The 17,905-nt window shown below is 28.4% G+C and carries 15 protein-coding genes, 1 riboswitch and 1 other annotated feature; all 15 genes read right to left on the bottom strand.

All coding sequences use genetic code 11. From position 1 onward, the window contains the following. Positions 1-170: 170 nt before the first annotated feature. Positions 171-1,703 (bottom strand): methyl-accepting chemotaxis protein, encoded by a 1,533-nt coding sequence (locus tag GXK56_RS26395; protein ID WP_160693106.1) that lies wholly within the window; start codon positions 1,701-1,703, stop codon positions 171-173. 74 nt (positions 1,704-1,777) lie between these two features. Further along, positions 1,778-3,355 carry an AMP-binding protein gene (locus GXK56_RS26390; protein WP_160693104.1) on the bottom strand — a complete coding sequence of 526 codons (1,578 nt, stop codon included), beginning with the start codon at positions 3,353-3,355 and terminating at the stop codon, positions 1,778-1,780. Between the two features lie 72 nt (positions 3,356-3,427). Then, positions 3,428-4,438: a 3-oxoacyl-[acyl-carrier-protein] synthase III C-terminal domain-containing protein gene (locus GXK56_RS26385; protein WP_243156279.1), complete on the bottom strand. Its 1,011-nt coding sequence runs from the start codon at positions 4,436-4,438 to the stop codon at positions 3,428-3,430. Between the two features lie 247 nt (positions 4,439-4,685). Continuing rightward, positions 4,686-4,773: riboswitch (cyclic di-GMP riboswitch) on the bottom strand. Positions 4,774-5,020: 247 nt separating this feature from the next. Then, positions 5,021-7,420, bottom strand: coding sequence for a valine--tRNA ligase (locus tag GXK56_RS26380; protein ID WP_160693102.1), 2,400 nt, complete (start codon positions 7,418-7,420; stop codon positions 5,021-5,023). Positions 7,421-7,499: 79 nt separating this feature from the next. Beyond that, positions 7,500-7,751 (bottom strand) — a binding site (T-box leader). Positions 7,752-7,957: 206 nt separating this feature from the next. Continuing rightward, entirely contained in the window at positions 7,958-8,620 is a 663-nt protein-coding gene (gene phoU, locus GXK56_RS26375) for a phosphate signaling complex protein PhoU (RefSeq protein WP_160693100.1), read from the bottom strand. A 365-nt stretch (positions 8,621-8,985) separates the two neighbouring features. After that, entirely contained in the window at positions 8,986-9,648 is a 663-nt protein-coding gene (gene phoU / locus GXK56_RS26370) for a phosphate signaling complex protein PhoU (protein ID WP_160693098.1), read from the bottom strand. A 17-nt stretch (positions 9,649-9,665) separates the two neighbouring features. Then, complete coding sequence (pstB, locus tag GXK56_RS26365) at positions 9,666-10,415, bottom strand: phosphate ABC transporter ATP-binding protein PstB (RefSeq protein WP_160693096.1); 750 nt, start codon at positions 10,413-10,415, stop codon at positions 9,666-9,668. 9 nt (positions 10,416-10,424) lie between these two features. After that, positions 10,425-11,309 carry a phosphate ABC transporter permease PstA gene (pstA, locus tag GXK56_RS26360; RefSeq protein WP_160693094.1) on the bottom strand — a complete coding sequence of 295 codons (885 nt, stop codon included), beginning with the start codon at positions 11,307-11,309 and terminating at the stop codon, positions 10,425-10,427. Then, a complete protein-coding gene (gene pstC / locus GXK56_RS26355; protein WP_160693092.1) occupies positions 11,309-12,202 on the bottom strand; it encodes a phosphate ABC transporter permease subunit PstC in 894 nt (297 codons plus the stop codon). Before pstC ends, pstA begins: the two co-directional genes overlap by 1 nt. 22 nt (positions 12,203-12,224) lie before the next feature. Next, positions 12,225-13,139, bottom strand: a complete 915-nt coding sequence (locus GXK56_RS26350) for a phosphate ABC transporter substrate-binding protein (protein WP_160693090.1) — start codon at positions 13,137-13,139, stop codon at positions 12,225-12,227. A gap of 274 nt (positions 13,140-13,413) precedes the next feature. Further along, the gene (locus GXK56_RS26345) at positions 13,414-15,120 is read right to left on the bottom strand and encodes an ATP-binding protein (RefSeq protein WP_160693088.1); all 1,707 of its coding nucleotides are present in this window, start codon (positions 15,118-15,120) and stop codon (positions 13,414-13,416) included. Positions 15,121-15,122: 2 nt separating this feature from the next. Then, positions 15,123-15,824: a response regulator transcription factor gene (locus GXK56_RS26340; protein WP_160693086.1), complete on the bottom strand. Its 702-nt coding sequence runs from the start codon at positions 15,822-15,824 to the stop codon at positions 15,123-15,125. Positions 15,825-15,837: 13 nt separating this feature from the next. After that, on the bottom strand, positions 15,838-16,578 hold the full coding sequence (gene pgeF / locus GXK56_RS26335; protein WP_160693084.1) for a peptidoglycan editing factor PgeF: 741 nt from the start codon (positions 16,576-16,578) through the stop codon (positions 15,838-15,840). 467 nt (positions 16,579-17,045) lie between these two features. Then, positions 17,046-17,495 (bottom strand): transcriptional regulator NrdR, encoded by a 450-nt coding sequence (gene nrdR, locus GXK56_RS26330; protein ID WP_160693082.1) that lies wholly within the window; start codon positions 17,493-17,495, stop codon positions 17,046-17,048. 70 nt (positions 17,496-17,565) lie between these two features. Beyond that, positions 17,566-17,829 carry a YlmC/YmxH family sporulation protein gene (locus GXK56_RS26325; protein WP_160693080.1) on the bottom strand — a complete coding sequence of 88 codons (264 nt, stop codon included), beginning with the start codon at positions 17,827-17,829 and terminating at the stop codon, positions 17,566-17,568. Positions 17,830-17,905 lie beyond the last annotated feature (76 nt).

Here is a 17,905-nt window from a genome sequence, read left to right as displayed (position 1 = left end):
AGTAATTCTATGAATAATCAAGCTATTTTTTCATAACAGCTTAACAGATTCCTATTTTATATATTTTATATGTAGCTTGTACTTTAATTATAAACTAAACTTTTATTAATATAAATTTCTTTTAGAAAATGTATAAAAAAGCCCACCTTTCGGCAGACTTTTAATAAGCATTATTTAATAAGACTATTCATTTCTTCAACAACATTTTTTAATTCACTTATGTTAGTTTCTATTTCTTCACTTGTAGAAGCACTTTGAGTTACAGCATCATTTACTATTTCATATTTTGCTATTGTATCCTTTGTGATATTATCAACTTCTTCATTAAACTTAACAACATTTTTAGTTTCAACAAGCATTGTCTCTGAGGCTTTATTCATATCTAAAATATTATTACTAAAAATTTTCAAATCTGAAGTCATCTCATTTAAACCTTTTGCAGTTTCATTTAAAAGATTATTTCCAACTTGAGCTTTTTCATTGTTTTGAGACATTTGTTTTTCTACTAAATTTATCTTATCTTTTAATTCTCCTACAATTCCGCTAACTTGAGTAAGTGAATTATTGGTTCCCTCTGCCAGCTTTCTTATTTCATCAGCTACTACTGCAAAACCTTTACCATATTCGCCAGCTCTTGCAGCTTCAATTGATGCATTTAAAGCAAGAAGATTTGTTTGTTCTGATATATCTCCAATGATAGTTAAAATTTCATCAACTTCTTTTGATTTTTTCTCCAGTTCTTCTGTTGATTTAAAAGTATTCTCTATACTGTTTTTTATATCCGTAATAATTGAAAGTGTTTCATCTAAAGCTTTCTCATTCTGATCTGTAGATTTCATAAATTCCTTTATTTTTTCTTCACTTTCTTTTGTTTTAATAGCTACTATTTCATTTGCTTTTAATAAGGTATTTAAGATTTCTTTATTCTTTTCTGCTTTACTTAGCATTTCATTAGAATCATTTGATATATCATGGCTTGTTGCTGAAACTTGAAGTAAAGAACTTGTTTGCTCTTCAATGGCAACACTTAAGTTTTGACTTGAATTTAAAACTGTAGTAGAAATCTCAGCTAAATTTTTAAATAAATACATTAATTTTTCGTTTTCTTTTTTAATTTCATGTTCCTTTTCATCAATGGATTCCAACAATTTTGAAGCAAAATATACCACCATAAAAATTATTGCTAATGTTAAGGAAATAGTAATTATTCTCATAGCCGCTTCTGCTATAACATATTGTGTATTGCTAAATATGTCAGGATTATTTACCAAAACTATGACTTGGCATAAAATACTCAAAACTATTGATATTGTAATCATTTTTAAATCAAAAAATAATGCTCCCAAAATTACAAAGTAAAAAATCATCATCCATATTGAATTTAAATGCATTGTAAAATTCAAAAATAAATATTGAAAATACGTTAATATTAAAATTACAACCTTAGTTATTTTAAAAGCTTTAAGATTAAACCCTTCTTCAGTTATTGTATTTTTATAACAAATCCTAATTGCTATAATATAAATCACAATAGCTATTCCTTGAATAATTAATGAATTAACGCTTATGCTATCATTTAATCCTAACACCTTTAAACCACTAAAGAATAGTAATGCCATAATACATAAACTTACATAAACTAATAATACAAATTTAAGAGTCTTTTTATTAAAGGTTATAATCGAACTTTCTTTTTTATTCATATTTTCCTCCTTATGATTATCAAAAATTATTAATACCTTATTTTCATAAATTATTATTATGCGTTTCTATCTTCTTAATTCGAAGCTATTTTAGTTAGTGAAGCATTAAGAATTCTATCACTTGCTATTTGTTTAAGTGAAGTTCTCTTTATTTTCCCAGTAGATGTTAATGGAAATACATCTATAAATTCTACATATTTAGGAAACTTATATTTAGATAATTTTCCAGATAAAAACTTAAATATATCATCTTTAGCTAGTGAACAAGCTTTTTTAACTTTAATAAAGGCAACTATTTCTTCTCCAAGATCTTCATCTGGAATACCAACTACAACTGCTGTTTCAATGTTAGGATGCTTAATAAGATGATTTTCAATATCTGTAGGAGAAATATTTTCACCACCTCGAATTATTACATCCTTTAATCGTCCCTTTATAGATAAGTATCCCTCTTCATCAACAAAACCAATATCACCTGTGTGCACCCAACCATCCTTCACTGTGGCACTTGTTGCAATTGGATTGTTATAATATCCGACCATACAATAAGGGCTTTTCACACACAATTCTCCTTCAGTCTTTGGAGGAAGTTGTTTTCCACTTTTTGTATCACATATTTTTATTTCAACATATTCAACTGGTTTACCCACTGTATTTATTTTAGGATCATTTTTATCAGAAATTGGAGTTTGTGTAACACCTAAAGTCTCAGTTTGTCCAAATGTATTACTTAACTCTAAAATGTGTAAATGCTCCATTATCTCCTTCATAAGCGTCTGAGATGATACTGCTCCTGCAATCATTCCAACTCTTAAACTCGATAAATCATAAGAATTACAATTATTAATTAAATATTGATACATGGTTGGAACCCCATGAAAACCTGTACATTTTTCTTTTTGGATAGTTTCCAGTGCAACATTGGTTTTAAATTTCTTCATTAGAACTACTGTACTTCCAAATAAAAGTCCTAAAATTGCAGTATACTTTCCACCTAAAATATGATTTAACGGCAATGCAACTAAAATTTTATCTCTTGTGGTATATTTATAATTTTTACCAAAGGAAATAGGACCATTTAATACAGCTTTATGGGTGAACATAATACCTTTAGGATTTCCTGTGGTTCCTGATGTATATAAAATTGTTGCTATATCGTCTGCTGAAACATCATTTATAACTTCTAAAAACCTCTCTTTAGATACACTTTCCATTCTGGATACTATGTAACCTAAATTAAACAAAGTTTTCATTTTTAAGGTTATTTTTAAATAGTCGAATTTTTCTAAATCAACTTTTTCAATCATATCCTTATCGCTTACAATTAATATTGTTGATTCAGACTGCTTTAACATATAATCCAGTTCTTCTTCAGTTGCAGAAACATTTAAACAAACTGATACTGCTCCTACTTTTAATGTAGCTAAAAATATAATTATCCATTCAGGAGAATTAGATGATAACAATGCTATGTGATCTCCCTTTTTTACCCCAATTGATATAAAACTCTTAGCAATCATTTCCACTTCATAATTAAGTTTTTCATAAGTATATCTGCTATTATCTTCAACATATACTAAAGCTTCATTATCTTTATGTTTTTCAAAGATATTACTTGTATAAGCTCCAACAGATTCATTAATTAAAGACATTTAACACACCCCTCATTCCTAGTGATTTTTAATATAATAGTCAACTTACAACATCTAATCTTCTGTGGATTGCTAATATTTTAATAACACAGCTATATGAAAATAGCCTGCACCTACTGTCCAAAGCATAACATTATCCCCACGCTGTACATGCCCATTTTCTATTGCAGTATATAAAGCAATAAATGGACTTGTTGTTCCTGTATATCCATAGGTATCTCCTACATATATACTGTTTTTCTCAGGTATGTTTAGTTTTTCTCTAAGATATTCTATATTTTTATATGTGTACTGTGATAAACAAAACATTGAAATATCATTAATCTTTAAGTTATTTTCATTTAATAAACCCTTCATGCTTATTATTGCAGTATCTAACCAAGGACATTCTTCCACATTCCAAAAGGCTAAGAAATCTTCTTTTTTTCCATCAAAAATATTAGTAAAGCCGCATTTTGGAAATACAATATCAGAAATTCCATTTGAATGAACAATAGGCTTACTATCTATTAACCCAGAATCTTCTTCAGTTCTTTCAAGTATCAATGCGCAAGCAGCATCACCAAATTGTCCATAGCATGAAGTATCATCAGGTGATATTTGAAAATTTAAATAATCACTCCCTACAAGTAAAACTTTATTTATATTACTATTTGCTGACATATTTCGATAAATCATATCTAAGGCATATGTCATCCCAGCACAATTCATGTTAATATCCTGACAAAAACAATCCATTTTTCCTTCAATTGTGTTATGAATTATTACTGAGCATGGTGGTGAAACATATTGAGGAAGTACGCTTGAAAAGACAATCATATCAATATCCTTTCCAAGAAGCTTTGATTTTGCCATAAGCTTCTTGGAAACCTCTTGTGCCATAGTAAGGCTATTTTCCTTTTTTTCATCAATTAAATATCGTTTTTTTCTTCCGCAAATATCTTCAAGAAAATGTTTAATATCTTTTCCTTGCTTTTTAAAATGTTCAATATAGAAAGAATTATCAATAATTTTAGAGCCATGATATACTTCTATATCTCTTATCCTTATGTTTGTCATCTTCCCATTTAATACATCTTTCATTTTGTCACTTTATTAGTCATAAATAAATTTCTAATATATTTATAACTAACCTTAACCTCCCTTTTATTAAATTTATTTATTTCCAATTAAAATTTTTTCATGACATCTCAAGTTCATTTATAAAATAATTTCATATACACACTAATATATAAAACCCTTATCTATATCTAAATACAAAAAAAATGCCTATTAACACCATTAATAGACACAAAAAAATAAGTATTCAAAGTTATTCTCATACATATAAATTGGCAACCTGGCAATCATAGAAATATAATTTCTTTAGACCCATGGCTTTGCGGCCTTATCTTTAGATAAGTGTGCTATTAGCAATATTATATTATAAATTATATAATACACTTAATTTTTACATTTTTCAATATTTTTTACTAAATAACCATATTTATTTCGAAACATTACTTCCTTCCCATTTAAATAAATAAATAAATAAATAAATAAATATCTGATACCGACTCTAGATATAATTTATTTTTTTATATCCAATTCATATTAAAAATCAAAGAAACTCTAACATTATATTTATAAGAGTTCCTTTGTTTTATATAAAATAATCTATATCTCTTAATTTATTTCAACTATGAATTTATCACCTATTTGAAATTGAACTTCATCTGCCCAAGTACATGCTTTAATATCCTTTAAGGATTTATCAAAATATAAATATTCATCTTTTGAAATATAAATTATCAATTTATTAATTTTTTCTTTTAATGACAAATTTCTTTCTGATTTATATTTTCTTACTTCTCCTACTATCTTCTTAATATCTTCCCCAAATGATATAATATCTTCATTCTTATTTTTTGATTTCATGCTCCATTCTATTTTATGAATAGAAAATGTTTGCTCAAACTGTTTATAATACATTTGATATACTTCTTCTGTTATATGAGGTACATATATTGCGTAAAGTTTTAAAATCTCAAGCAATACATTATATAATGCATATTGGCCAGATAATTTTTCTTTACTTCCATGAATTTCTGGTTTGTATAATCTATCTTTAATTATTTCAAGATAGTTATCACAAAAATCATTCCAAAAAAATTCATCTATTTCATGTTTAGCTACACCAATTTCATATTCATATAAATTTTGAGTTACAGTTTTCTCTAAAATTTTAGTTCTTTCAATTATCCATTGGTCTATAGGAAGAATTTCATCAGGCTCTGTTTTATCATAACCTTCAAGATGCATAATACAGAAGCTTGCAGCATTCCAAAGTTTATTTAAGAATCTTTTTGATATTTTAAGTTCTTCTTCTGAAAACATAGTATCAGTTCCAAGCTTTGCCCCAGCAGCCCAATATCTTAAGGCATCTGCTGAATGCTTTTTAATTAACTCTCTTGGTGAAGTTGGTGCATTATTTTTAGATTTGCTTATTTTTTCACCCTTTTTTGCTAATACAAAACCGCAAATCATTAAATCCTTCCATGGAATTCTTCCTAAATGAAATAAACTTTTTACAATAGTATAAAATGCCCAAGTCCTTATTATTTCATGTGCTTGCGTTCTCATCCCCATTGGTATTAGCTCATTAGTTAAGTCCTCTTTTGAATTCCATTTTGAATTTATTAATGGAGTTAATGAGGAAGTCGCCCAAGTATCAAATACAGCAGTTTCAGGTATAAATTCTGTGCTTCCACAAGAGCAAGGCTTTGAAGGCTTTGTTTCCATTGGATTTATTGGAAGATCCTCTTCTTTTGCAAATATAGTTTTCCCACACTTACTGCAATACCAAATTGGAAATGGAACACCAAAGAACCTTTGTCTTGAAATACACCAATCCCATTTTAGATTTTCTACCCAAGTTGTATATTTATTTTTCATATAAGCAGGATACCAGTTTATTTGATCTGCTGTTTTTAAATATCTTTCTTTTTCGCTTAAAATATCTATATACCATTGCTTTGAAGGTATTATTTCTATTGGTTTTCCACATCGCTCATGAGTAGAAACAGTATGAGTTATAACTTCACTTTTTATTAAGAGCTCTTCAGCTTTTAGTAATTCAATTATCTTTTCTCTTCCTTTTAAAATCCTCAAACCTCCAATTAAAGGAACCTGATCAGATATTCTGCCATTTGCTTCTATAACTTTTTTATAGGACAACATATGCTTTTCGTACCATTCTAAGTCTGTGGTATCTCCAAATGTTGCACACATTACTACTCCTGTACCTTTTTCCAAACTTACTTTTTCGTCTGAAAGAATAGGTATTTCATAATTATATAGTGGAACTATAGCTTTCTTACCTATATAGTTTTTGTATCTTTCATCTTTGGGATTTATGAATAAACATACACATCCATAAAGCATTTCTGGTCTTGTTGTTGCAACAGTAAGTTTTTCTCCCTCTGAAATAAAAGAAATATAATTGAAAGTTGTTTCTTTATCTCCACTTTCAAGTTCCGCTTGTGCTATTGAAGTCTGACATGTTGTACACCATAAAACTGGAGCTTCTTTAATATAAGCTTTACCACTCTTCGCCATATCTAAAAATGATTTTTGAGATATTTTTTGTATTCTAGGGTTAATTGTTTCATATTTAAGTGACCAATCAACACTAAATCCCATGGATAACCAAAGGTTCTTAAAATCTTCTTCATATTTTTTAGTAGTTAAAAGACACTTTTCAGTAAATTGACTTCTTGGAATAGAAGCACCAGTTATATCAAATTCTTTTTCTACAAGTCTTTCAGTTGGAAGACCATTGTCATCAAACCCCAAAGGGTAAAATACATTTTTTCCTTGCATTCTTTGAAATCTAGCTATTATTTCAGCTTGAGTATATGAAAATATATGTCCTATATGAAGACTACCACTTATTGTAGGCGGTGGTGTATCTATTGAGAATGTTTCCTTATCACTATTAAAATCATATTTATATATATTATTTTCCTGCCAATATTCTTGCCATTTCTTTTCTGTTTCTAATGGATTATATTTTTTACTTAACATAATTAATACCTCCTAAAATTTTTTATAACTTCTTTTAACTGCGCATTTAAAAGAAATAAAAAAAACCTCCGTCCTATAACAATAGGACGAAGGATAATCTCCGTGGTACCACCTAAATTTGTACAAATGTACACTCTCAGTATAGTGCGGGCATTACTGCCGATACTATTTCCCTTTTAACGGTGGGAATTTCCGTTAAAGCCTACTTGCATAATGCTTTCGGTTTAAGGCTCCGAGGCTACCTTCTTTACATCTATCATGGGAAATTTCCACCAGCGTTCCCTCTCTTTATTTCAAGCATATAATTACTCTTCCTCATCAAAGCTTTTATATTTTATTAATGCATATATTATCAGTATTACAATATAATGTCAATATATCTCTATAATCATTTTAGAGTTAAATACTTTGTTTTATAAATATATTATTAAAATAAAGTATTATTATTTATTACTTTACCATCCATTCACATATGAAATTGTGATTTTATCAACTTATAGTTTAAAAATATTTTTAAAGATAAAATTTTATTATAAGTTATTCATTTAAATCCACATAAGCACCATTTTTAGAATATACTGTCCACTCGCAAATATTTGTTACATGATCAGCAATTCTCTCTAAAAATTTAATAACAAACAAAAGATTGATTCCCTTTTCTGTCAAGCTTTCATCTAACTTAATTTCTTCGATAAAGGCTGTAAATAAAGACTTATAAAAAGAATCTATTTCGTCATCTAATTGGCAAATCTTATATGCCATCTCATCATCATTATTAATATATGCATCAATAGATTTGCCTATCATGTCACGCACTTTTTTCTCCATTTCCCATAAAGTCTCTGAGCTTTTCTTAAAGGCGTTAACATTTCCCCCCATCTTTTTTGTTATCTTACATATATCTACTGCATGATCTGCCATTCTCTCCAAATCAGTTACTATTTTAGATGCAGTCATTACTCTTCTTAAATCTTTTGCCAAGGGTTGTTCTGCTGCAATAAATTTAATACATCTTTCCTCAATTATTTTCTGCATCTCATCTACTTTATCATCATTTTTAATAATTTTATCTGCTAATTCTATATCATAATTCTTCAAACTAACCATACTTTCATAAATTTGCTTTTCTACTAGATTAGCCATAGTTACTAATTCTCTATTTATACTTTTTCTTTTTGTATCTTGTGATCCTCTTGTCATATTTCATTGCCCCTTTCCGGCTAGATTTACTTTTGTATAATAAAATTTTTAATTATAGTTATGAGAACTAATATTAAATATCTCTATCTAATATTAAAATAATTTCATTTTACATTTTATTATTTGTCTTATATTACAACAATGTAAACGTTATGTCAACAAATCCTAATGATAAATAGAAAAACCTTTATTAATTAAAAACTAAAAAAAATAACATACCAATAATTCCATTAAATTCTTTAATAAAAAAATCAAATAGAATATTAGAATGTCATTTTTTGTACTAGAATATAAAATCAATTCAGCTTTTAATTATGAACTAGAACTTTGGGATCACTTATAAAATTAGCTTTTATATTAAAATACTATTCATTTAAATCTACATAAACTCCAGTTTTAGAAAAAATAGTCCATTCACAAATATTAGTTACATGATCACCAATTCTTTCTAAATACTTTATTACAAACAATAATTGTGTTCCTTTGTTAATTAAGCTTTCATCAACTTTTATTGCATTAATTAATTTTCCAAATAAATTTTTATAAAAAGCATCAATTTCATCGTCTCTTTCGCAAATTTTATATGCTGCATCTTCATCTTCATTAATATATGCATCGATTGCAGATTTAATCATAGATCTTACCTTTTTCTCCATCTCCCATATATCTTCTGAATTACTATCAAAAGCTTTTACATTTCCACCTAGTCTTTTTGTTATCTTACAAATGTCTACTGCATGATCTGCCATTCTTTCAAGATCTGTAACTATCTTTGAAGCTGTAAATACTCTTCTTAAATCAGTTGCTAAAGGCTGCTCTGTTGCAATAAATTTAATACATTCTTCTTCTATTGTTTTTTGCATAATATCAACTTTATCATCATCTTTAATAACCTGTTCAGCTTTAACTACATCATAGTTTTTTAAACTCATCATGCTTTCGTAGATTTGTTTTTCTACTAAACTTGACATATTTAGTAATTCTCTGTTTATAACTTTAACTCTTGCATCTTGAGATCCTCTTGTCATAATACCAATACCCCTTTCTAACCGAATCTACCTGTAATATAGTCTTCTGTTCTTTTATCTCTAGGATTATAGAATATATCTTCAGTTTTTCCATACTCAATAACTTCACCACTTAAGAAAAATGCAGTTTTATCTGCTATTCTACCTGCTTGTTGCATATTATGAGTTACTATTATTACTGTGTATTTCTTTTTTAATTCATCCATTAGTTCTTCCATTTTTCCGGTTGAAATAGGGTCTAAAGCCGAAGTAGGCTCATCCATTAATATTACTTCTGGTGAAACTGCAAGTGTTCTAGCAATACATAACCTTTGTTGCTGACCACCTGACATTCCAAGAGCACTTGACTTTAATCTGTCTTTCGCTTCATCCCAAAGAGCTGCACCTTTTAAGCTCTTTTCCACAATTTCATCTAATACTTTCTTATTTTTAATTCCATGGATTCTAGGGCCATATGCAATATTGTCATAAATTGACATTGGAAATGGATTTGGTCTTTGAAACACCATACCTATTCTTTTTCTTAAGTATATTTCGTCATAATCTTTATATATATCTTTATCTTCAAATAAAACCTGACCTGTTATTCTTACACTTTCAATTAAGTCATTCATTCTGTTTAAAGTTCTTAAATAAGTTGATTTTCCACAGCCTGAAGGTCCAATAAGTGCTGTAACTTCATTTTTATTTATAGCCATATTTATATTTTTTAAAGCTTGATTATCACCATAATACAAACATAAATCTTTAGTTTCTATAATATTCATATCCATCTCCTACTTCCCACTATAAGCTTTCATGATTTTATTTCCTAATAGTCTGGCTCCAACATTAAATAAAAGAACTGCGATTATAAGTACTGCTGCTGTTCCATTAGCAATTTGAGCGGCATCTGGTACCACTCCTTCAGAATTTAATTTCCATATATGAACCGCTAATGTTTCTGCTGGTCTAAAAAGTGAAAATGCAGAATTATTTCCTGATAAACTTATTACATCAAAGTTCAAGTTTTTTGAACTTAATCCTGCAGTATATAAGAAGGCTGCTGCTTCTCCAAAAATTCTTCCAGCTGCCAATATTATTCCAGTTAATATCTCACCCATAGCTGTTGGTACTGTAAGTCGTGCTAATGTTTGCCATCTAGTTGCACCAAGTCCAAGTGATGCTTCTTTTACTCTTTTACTTGCTGCTAAAATAGCATTTTCAGAAATTCTAGTCATAGATGGTATATTTAATATGCTTACTGATAAAGCACCTGCAAGTATTGAATATCCCCATCCAGCTATATTTACAAAAACTAATAATCCAAACATGCCTATAACTATAGATGGAAGGGATGACATAGTTTCAAGTGACATTCTTATAAATCTAAGAATTGGTCCTTCTTTTGCATATTCTGCTAGATAAATACCCGCTCCAACACCTATTGGAACTGTAATTACTAAAGAAACAATTAACATATAAAAAGAATTGAATAATTGAGGACCTATACCTCCACCTTCACCTGTTAACTTTGGTTTTCCAAATAAAAATGAAGGTTTTAACATACTTCCACCCTTATACAAGATATATAAAATAAAGGCGGCAAGCAATAAAACTATAAACATACTAATTATATAAAATATAACCGTAGCAATTTTATCAATTTTTTTCGCATTCATTATACTGCACTCCTTTTCTCAATAATTCTCACTATTACTATAAATACAAAAGAGATTACAAGTAAAATTAATGCTAGTGTCCATAATGCATCATTCCATGCAGTACCACCAACAGTATTAGCCATATCCATAGTTATAATACTTGTTAATGTAGACATAGAAGAAAACATTCCATCAGGTATTTTAACAGTATTACCAATAACCATTTGAACTGCTAAAGCTTCTCCAAAAGCCCTTGCTATACCAAGTACAACTCCTGTAAGTATACCAGTTTTAGCTCCTGGAACTATTACCCTTGATATTGTTTGCCATCTTGTAGCTCCTAATCCATAAGATGCTTCAATATGATCTTTAGGTATTGTCTTTATTGCATCTATAGATAAAGTTGCTATTGTGGGTAATATCATTAATGAAAGTACCAATATTCCTGCAATTAAAGAAAATCCCATTCCTCCAAAGTTATTTTTAATAAATGGTACCAGTACAGAAATACCAACCCATCCATAAACAACAGAAGGTATTCCAACTAATACTTCTAAGGATGGCTTAATCAACTTCTTACCAAACTTACTAGATATGACATTCACAAATATTGCTAATGCAATTGCAATAGGTGCACTTAAAATCACTGCACCTATTGATACTAATGTGGAACCTAAGATGAAAGCGAGAGCTCCAAAGGAAGGCTCTCCACCCTTATTGGGTTTCCAGTTATTTGTGAATAAAAACTCTGAAAGACTATATCCATCTGACATAAAAATTCTTATTCCTTTTGAAGCTATGAATACTATGATTGATATTGTTATAATTATTATTAATAATCCACATAGTGCTGCAAAGCCTTGACCTAAATATTCATTTTTAAGCCTTTCTTTAAAACTTCTTTTTTCCATCTCTTCCTCAGTCCTTAACTAATTATTTTACCTTCATTTCTGCTCCTGAAATAAATCCTAAACTTTCTACACTGTCTTTGTTATCAGCGCTTGTTACAAATTCAAGGAAACTCTTAGCAACCCCAGTTGGTTCTCCTTTAGTGTACATATGACCCCATGACCAGAATTTATATGAACCGTCACAGATATTTGCTTTATCTGAAGACACACCATCAATCTTAACTAATTTTAAAGCATCTTGAGCTTCTTTAGTTTGCATATATGCAAGACCTAAGTAACTAATTGCACCATCATTTGATTTCATTGCACTTAATACTGCACCATTTGAATCTTGAGTTGCACCTAGTGAATCATTTTCTAAAGATTTATCTCCACCTAATATTTTAGTTTCAAATGTTGCTCTTGTTCCTGAACCAGCAGTTCTGTGTATTAATAATATTTCTTTATCAGGTCCTCCAACCTCTTTCCAGTTAGTAACTTTTCCAGAGAATATTCCTTTAATTTGATCTGATGTTAAATTGTCAATTCCAAGTGATTTGCTTACTACAACTCCAAATCCTTGTGCTACTACTTTATGATCAACTAATGTTTCTGCTTTTGCTTTATCTAACTTTTCTTCTGCAAATACATCTGAGTTTCCAATGTCTACTGTTCCATCTAATACTTGCGTAAGACCTGTACCAGATCCCCCTGCTTGAGCTCCAACTTCCGCCTTAGGATTTTTTTCTTTGAATTTTTCAATTGTTTTTTCCATTAGTGGTAATAATGCTGAAGATCCACTTACTGTTATTGAACCAGATACTTCTGTTGCTGCTGCTTTATTATCAGCAGCTTTTCCTTCATTATTTGCAGTTGAGCTTCCACAACCTACCATTCCAATCCCTAATACTCCAACTACTAGTGCACTTACTATTAACTTTAATGTTCTCTTTTTCATTAACATTTCCCTCCAAATAAATTCTATATATTATTTTTAATGTTTTCTTTCTACATGTTCTATAATATACCCATTTAGTTAATCCATTATTAGAGAAATGTTAAGTAATATTAGGTACATGTTAAATAAATTTAACATTAGTATTGAAAATTCTCCGTTAATTTATGTTCATTTAAATTGTTTCATTCTATAAATAATATAAGTTCCAATCAAACAAACTACATATTTACTTACTTTAAGATTCACATGTAGAAATTTAATTAGAACTTATATATTAAATACAAGGTATTTTAACTTTAAAAACAGTCCCTTCCCCTAACTCACTTTTAACATTAATTTCACCGTTAAAAATTTTAACAATGTGCTTTACAATTGCTAATCCAAGGCCAGTACCACCCTTTTTTCTTGATTTATCAACTCTATAAAAACGTTCAAATATTCTTGGTATATCTTCCTTAGGTATTCCAATCCCATCATCTTTTACTGTTAAATAATAATATCCACCTTCACTACAACTAGATACTTCAACTTTTCCAGAACCATCTTTTGAATATTTAATTGCATTTTCAATTAAATTTAAGCCCAATTGATAAAATTTATCTCTATTACCCAAAATATGCTCTTTGTTATTATTGGTAAATTCTAATTTAATATTCTTATTAACAGCAGTTTTTCTAACAATGTTCAGTACTTCTTCAATTACTGATCCTGGTTCGAATTCATCAATATCAGAAATCAAATTACTTTCAATGCTTGATAAAACTAAAATATCATTTATAAGCCTTGATAATCTTTCTGCTTCCTTATCAATTATATCTAAAAATTTCTCTCTCGTTTCATCATCCTTAACAAATTTTAGAGTTTCAGCAAAGCCCTTAATTGATGTTAATGGTGTTTTTAATTCATGAGATACATTGGCTACAAATTGACTTCTCATAAGCTCAACCCTATTTATATCAGTAATATCCTGGAAGGTTATTACCTTTCCTATATTATCTGCACCATCAAACATTTCTGTCTTTTTAATTTTGAAATCTCTTTCTATTGGATGAAGCATTTTTATTTCTTTGTCATTTTCCTCATCTTGTTCTAAAAACTTAGTTATATCATAATCATTTATATAATCAAGTAAACATTGTCCAATTATATTTTTCTTTACTCCAAGCAAAGATTCTGCACATGGATTTATAGATATTACATTATTATGATTATCTACAGCTATAACTCCACTTTCCATACTCTTTAATATAGATTCAATTTTATTTTGTTTTTCTATAACTTCATGAATTTTTAACTGAAGCTGTTCTGCCATATTATTGAAGCTATTGCCCAAGGTGCCAAGTTCATCATTGCTATTGACATCAGCTCTTATTTTATAATCACCATTAGTCATTTTTAAAGTTACACTTTCTAATTCTTTCACTGGTTCAACAATCTTCTTAACAAGCCTTAAAGATAAAAATAAAGAGAATGGTATCACTAAGCCTAAGATTAAAAACGAATATTTAATATTTTCTTTTTGTAATATACTTATGGTGTATATATGAACAGAACTTCTAATAATAAGATTATTATCCATTTTAGTAGCATAATAAAGAAAATTTCCTTTTATAGTATCACTATACCTCTTAGAATAACCTTCACCATTTTCTAATGCTTCTTTAACCTCTACTCTATCTTTATGATTTTCAGTACTTTTTTCTTCATTATCATACAGTACAACACCATCACTATTTATGAGCGTAAATCTAACATTAATATCATTTATCTTTATATTATTAAGCTTTTTTAATTCATCATAGTCATTTTTAGTAATATTTTGTGTATCATTAAGCTCTGATATTAAATAATTAATATTTCTAAGTTCTTCTTTAGTATTCTTAATTTGTTCTATATTCATCAGCATCAAGAAAGACGATGTCACAATTATTATTGCAAATAAAACAGTTATAATTACTGAACTCAATATCTTATTCTTCATTGCTATTCTGCTGGGTTAAATCTATAACCCACTCCCCTTATAGTTTCAATAAATCTTGGATTTTTATCATCCTCTTCTATTTTCTTTCTAAGATATCTTATATGAACATCTACTGTTCTCGTTTCTCCTATATATTCATATCCCCAAATCTTATCTAGCAAAGTTTCTCTTTTTAGTATTTTCCCTTTATTTTTAATTAATATCTGCAAAAGTTCAAATTCTTTTAAAGTTAAATCTACTTTTTCACCATTAACATATACCTCATGACGTTCAAAATCCACCTTTAAATTTTGAGAATCATAGATTTCTTCTTCTATTTCATTAAAGGAATTTGTTCTTCTTAAAACAGCTTTAACTCTCGCAAGTAATTCTCTAACGGAAAATGGCTTGGTTATATAATCATCAGCTCCAAGCTCTAATCCTAATATTTTATCCAATTCTTCCCCTTTAGCTGTTAACATAATAATTGATGTACCCTTCATTTCATTATTTCTTTTTATTTCTTTGCAAACATCAAAGCCATCAATACCTGGTAACATTAAATCAAGTAATAATAAACTTGGTTTTTCTGCTTTTGCTATTTTCACTGCATCTATTCCATTATTAGCAGTTAATATATCATATCCTGCATTTAGTAAATTGAATTTTAACAATTCAATTATATGTTCCTCATCATCAACTATTAATATTTTTTCTTTTGCCATAATATTATCCCCCTTAATGTAAAATTATAAATGCAAACATTCTTCCATATGCACCCTGAGATTTTCTATATGAATGTAGTTTAATTTCCTCACAACAATGAGTACATAAATTAATACTATATATATTTTGGTCAAATACTCCAGCTCTATGCAAATCATCTATTATACAAGCTTCTAAATTCAAATTCCTTCCCTCAAATAATTCTTCATTATCTATGGAAGCTTTTTTCTCTATGAACTTTAACTTTAATTCTTCCGAAACTTCATAACAACATTTTCTAATATGTGCTCCAATATATGCTTTTAAATTCTTTTCATTTGTTTTAAACTCAGCTTTCATTTTTTCAATAGCTTTAAATGTAATAGATTCAAACGTACCTTTCCAACCACTATGAATAGCTGCTGCCACACTATTTTCTTCATCCACTAGTATAATTGGCACACAATCAGCTGTAAAAACTCCAATAATAACATTTTTTTCATTTGTTATTATGGCATCTCCCTCTTCATCTTTAATTGATTTTTCATTATGTTTATACACTAATATTTTATCACTATGAATTTGTTTAAGATATACGATATTATCTACCTCAAATTCTTTTTTTAATGACTCAAGCTCTTCTATACCTTCTTTTGTATTTCTATTAAAACTTCTTTCCATTTCTGAATTTGTGAATACAACTTTAAATTTTTCGTCTTCTATAATCATAAAGTCATCTTTTTTCTTTATTGATTTTAATTCTAATTTATTCAAGTTTTCCCTCCAAAATATTTTTATGTATAATTATCTTAACATTATATTCTCATTATTACCTCTAATAATTTTCTATAATTTTCCCTACCATATATAACTATATTATAACTTAATATTAACATTCTAATTCATATTTATCACCTATATTAACTAAAGTTTAACTTATATATAACATAAGTAGAGAACCCAAATCTATGATTTGGTGTGAATCACTTACTCAGTGAAGCGTTTGTGAGTCGAGTTTCCTTATAACATAAGTGAGAGTCCAAATCTACGATTTGGTTTCTCGAACTTAGTTAAGTTGCACATGCAACTTAATTTCCTTTAAAAATATTTGGTGTGAATCACTTACTCAGCGAAGCGTTTGTGAGTCGAGTTTCCTTAAAGCATGAAACTTAATTAAACAAAATAAATATTACCCATAAAAAAAAGATGTTGAAATAAACTTTCACCATCCTTTTTTATGATTATGTTGTAAGATTCTTTATTTCTTCTAAAAAAGTATTTATATCCTTAAACTGTCTATATACTGATGCGAATCTTACATAAGATATTTCATCTAAGTCTTTTAATCTAGCCATAACCATCTCACCTATATCTTTTGAAGGAATCTCAGTAAGCATACTATTAGATATTGTTTTTTCAATATCAGCTGCTATATCTTCAATTTGTTTTCTAGATATAGGTCTTTTTTGACATGCTATAATTAGCCCATTAATTATTTTTTCTTTATTGAAATTTTCTCTAGTCAAATCTTTTTTTATTACTAAAACAGGAAAATCCTCTATTTTTTCATATGTAGTATATCTCTTAGTACATTTTAAGCATTCTCTTCGTCTTCGAATTGTCGTATTATCATCTGTTGATCTAGAATCGACGACCTTACTTTCTTCAAATCCGCAAAATGGACATTTCATACTTTCACTCACCTCTTTGCTTTTGTATATCTAGCCTTATAACCATTATACATATATTTTCAAAATATGGCTACATGTTGTTTGCATTTACTTCATCTTTACTGCTAACTAGGATAACATCCCTTCCTATCTTTATTATATCCTTCCACAATATTTCTGTTTCCTCTTCTTTTGCAAACCACGTTTTTATTTCTCCAGGTAATATTAAAGAAACTATTTTATTTTCATTGCAATCTATTTTAAAATCTTTTACAAATCCTATTTTAGTTCCTGTTAATATGTCTATTACCTCCATATTTCTTAATGCATTAAGTGAATGTAGTTCCAATTCCATAATTCTCCCCCACCACTATAGTACGATCTGTTAAGTTATATGAACATTGCGCTTCTCAACCTTAGGAAATACAATA

This window comes from Clostridium sp. C2-6-12, assembly GCF_009928485.1.
Lineage (GTDB): Bacteria > Bacillota > Clostridia > Clostridiales > Clostridiaceae > Clostridium.
Note: the sequence above shows the minus strand (reverse complement) of the source record. Positions and strands in the feature narration are given on the sequence as shown.